This window comes from Curtobacterium sp. MCBA15_008 (assembly GCF_001865065.1).
GTDB lineage: Bacteria > Actinomycetota > Actinomycetes > Actinomycetales > Microbacteriaceae > Curtobacterium.
Window position 1 is genome coordinate 39,825 of sequence record NZ_MJGN01000012.1, and the last position, 3,372, is coordinate 43,196.

Sequence of the window (3,372 nt, forward strand, 5' to 3'; positions counted from 1 at the left end):
GCGGAACGTCGGTGAGCGACTACTTCTTGGCGCTGAGCTGCTCGATGATCGCCTTCGCGACGTCGTGCATGGTGAGTCGGCGGTCCATCGAGGCCTTCTGGATCCAGCGGAACGCCTCGGGCTCGGTGAGGCCCATCTTCTCGTTGAGCAGGCCCTTGGCCCGGTCGACGAGCTTGCGGGTCTCGAAGCGCTCGACCAGGTCGGCGACCTCGGCTTCGAGCGTGATGATCTGCTGGTACCGCGAGAGGGCGATCTCGATCGCGGGGAGCAGGTCGTTCGGCGTGAACGGCTTGACGACGTAGGCGAGCGCGCCGGCCTCGGTCGCACGCTCGACGAGGTCCTTCTGGCTGAATGCCGTGAGGAGGACCACCGGGGCGATGTGGTTCTTGGAGAGCTTCTCGGCGGCGGAGATCCCGTCGAGCTGCGGCATCTTGACGTCCATGACGACGAGGTCGGGACGGAGGTCCGTGGCGAGCTGCACGGCGGTCTCGCCGTCACCCGCTTCGCCGACGACGTCGAACCCGTTGTCGCGGAGGATCTCCACGATGTCGAGGCGGATGAGCGACTCGTCCTCGGCGACGACGACGCGACGGGGTGCTGTTGCAGTTGCTTCTGTGTCACTCACAGCATGCAGCCTACTAGACGACGGACGTCGAGTTCGTACGAGTGGCGGGACTTGAACCCGCACGCCGTGAGGCAGAGCATTTTGAGTGCCCCGTGTCTGCCGATTCCACCACACTCGCGAGACTTCCAGGCTAGCAGGACGCCGGGAGGGTCAACTCGAACACCGCGCCGCCGAGCGTGCCGTCCGTCCCGTGCCGCAGCGCCCCGCCGTGGGCCTCGGCGATCCCCCGAGCGATCGGCAGGCCGAGCCCTGCGCCCCCGGAGCGGGCGTCGCGGGCGGCTTCGAGCCGCACGAGTCGGTCGAACACCCGCTCGCGGTCGTCCGTGGCGATCCCGGGCCCGTCGTCCTCCACACGGACGAGGGACCCGCGATCACCGCGCTCGAGGGTGACGACGACGCGGCCGGCTCCCCCGGTCGCCCTCGCCGCGTTGTCGACCAGGTTGCCGAGCACCTGCGCGAGCCGCTCGGTGTCGAGGTCGGCGGGCACCGGTCGAGCCGGCACGACGACCGTGAGGTCGACGTCGGGCAGGCGGGAACGGAGTCGGTCCGCCTCGGCGACGAGCACCGCGCCGAGGTCGACGACGTGTCGGTCGAGCTCGATCCCGCGGTCGAGCCGCGCCATCGTCAGCATGTCGTCGACGAGGCGTGCTGCCCGGTCGGCCTGTCGGACGACGAGGACCGCGAGCGCCTCGCGTGTGGCGTCGTCACCCCCGCCGCGCACGAGCGTGTCCGCTGCTGCGCGGACCCCTGCGACCGGCGTCCGGAGTTCGTGTGCGGCGTCCGAGAGGAAGGCTCGGACCCTGGCCTCCGCGGCGACGGCGTCCCCTTCGGCGCCCTCGACCGCGTCGAGCATCTCGTCCATCGCGACCGCGACCCGACCGATCTCGGTGTCCGGCTGGGACGGACGGAGTCGACGTCCCCGGTCACCGCCAGCGATGGACCGGGCGGTCGACGTCACCACGTCGAGCGGCCGGAGCGAGCGACGCACCACGAGGACGACGCCGAGGACCGCGACCCCGAGGAACGCGGTCGACGCGCCGCCCATCACCCAGCCGAGCTGGACGAGGGTGTCCTGGACGTCGCGGGTCCCGGCGGTGAGCGTGATGCGGGTGCCGTCGTCGAGCCGGCTCACCAGCGTGAGGACGCCGTCGTCCTCGTGCACGGCCGAGGACACGACGGTGGACGTCGTCCGTCCGGAACCGGACGACGACGATCCGGTCCCCGCGGACTCGGATCCCCGCGGCACCGGGACGGGGAGCGCGCCCGGGTCGGGCGGCCCGGCCCGGAGCTGGTCGGGGGTCGGTCCCGCCTCGACCGCGGCCCCGTCGGGCTGCACGATGCGGACGGAGAGCCCCTGCGCGGACAGGCGGTCGGCGAGGTCCTCGACGTCGACCGTGCCGACGAGCGCGGCCGCGGCGGCGGCACGGTCCCGGAGGCGGTCCTCCACCTGCGCGCGGAGCCGGACGCCGAGCAGCACCTCGACGGCGACGGCCAGTCCGGCGAGGAGTACCGCGAGGAGCACCACGATCGCGACGACCGTGCGGAGCCGCAGCGACGTCGTCCGCAACGTGGGACCGTCGATCGTCACGCGGCCGCCCGGTCGTCGCTCAGCCGGTAGCCGAGCCCCCGAACGGTGTGCACCAGCCGTGGACCGTGCGCTTCCATCTTCCGGCGGAGCGCGCTCAGGTGGACCTCGACGACGTTGTCCGCGACGTCGTCGTACCCCCAGACCTGCGTCGTGATCTGCCCCTTGGACACGGTGCGGCCGCGGCTCTCGGCGAGGAACCGCAGCAGGCGGAACTCCGTCGCCGTCAGGTCGAGCAGGACCCCGCCGCGGCGCACGGTCGCCGCCTCGGGGTCGAGCACGAGGTCGCTCACCTCGATCACGGATGGGATCCGCCCGCGCCGACGGAGGACGGCGGTCACCCGGGCGACGAGCTCGGCCATCGCGAACGGCTTCACGACGTAGTCGTCGGCGCCCTCGGCGAAGCCGCGCAACCGCTCGTCGAGCTCGTCGCGCGCGGTCATCATCACGACGGCGGCGTCGGAGGCGGACCGGACGCGTCCGGCGAGCACGATCCCGCTCGGTCCGGGCAGCATCCAGTCGAGGAGGACCAGATCCGGTGCGCAGCGGCGCAGGTCCGTGACGAGGTCCAGCCCGTCCGCGGCTTCGGTGACGACGAACCCCTCGGCGCGGAGGGTCGTGGCGACGGAGGTCCGGATGGCGTCGTCGTCGTCGACGACGTGGACTCGGGCGGGAACGGGCACGGCCGTCACGGTAGGGGGCGACTGCGAGCAGACAGCATGGAGGACGCTGGAGAAGCCCTGTGCTTCAGGCATGCTTCAGATTCGGATCCGAGCGTCGAGGTCGTCGGTGGATCGCCCGGATCCGCCCGGACACGAACGGGAGTCACCATGCACGACGAACGAGAGAACCAGACCGTGGACACCGCCGGAGCCCGACGCCGGACGCGCTTCCGACGTGCCGGGATCGGCGCCGGCGTGGCGGCCGTCCTGGTGCTCGGCGGGGTCGGGGTCACCGCGGTGGCAGCGTCCGCCGCGGACGGCCCCGGCTCCGGCACGCCCTCGGGAGCGCCGACCGTGGTGCCGAGCGGCGCACCGACCGACCGTCCGTCGGCCGGCGCAGCAGCCGGCGGCGAGGACGCACCCCCGGCACCGGGATGCGTCGCGGCACCGGCACCAGGCGCGGACGGGAAGGCGCCGACGCCGCCGAAGCCCGACGCGGA

Annotated in this window: 3 protein-coding genes, 1 tRNA gene and 1 pseudogene; 1 reads left to right on the forward strand and 4 read right to left on the reverse strand. The window is 72.7% G+C overall.

What is annotated here, in order from left to right; translation table 11 throughout:
* Nucleotides 1-19: 19 nt before the first annotated feature.
* The 4 genes from BIU96_RS06090 to BIU96_RS06105 form a co-directional block, all read right to left on the reverse strand.
* Entirely contained in the window at nt 20-625 is a 606-nt protein-coding gene (locus BIU96_RS06090; protein ID WP_071291723.1) for an ANTAR domain-containing response regulator, read from the reverse strand.
* A 36-nt stretch (nt 626-661) separates the two neighbouring features.
* Nucleotides 662-743 (reverse strand) — tRNA-Leu (locus BIU96_RS06095).
* 12 nt (nt 744-755) lie between these two features.
* Complete coding sequence (locus BIU96_RS06100) at nt 756-2,213, reverse strand: HAMP domain-containing sensor histidine kinase (protein WP_071291724.1); 1,458 nt, start codon at nt 2,211-2,213, stop codon at nt 756-758.
* Nucleotides 2,210-2,893, reverse strand: a complete 684-nt coding sequence (locus BIU96_RS06105; protein ID WP_254785994.1) for a response regulator — start codon at nt 2,891-2,893, stop codon at nt 2,210-2,212. The genes BIU96_RS06100 and BIU96_RS06105 overlap by 4 nt, the downstream gene beginning before the upstream one ends.
* A 147-nt stretch (nt 2,894-3,040) precedes the next feature.
* On the opposite strand from BIU96_RS06105, the pseudogene BIU96_RS19740 reads away from it, so the two are divergent.
* Nucleotides 3,041-3,372: pseudogene (locus BIU96_RS19740) on the forward strand (hypothetical protein); the annotation flags it as partial.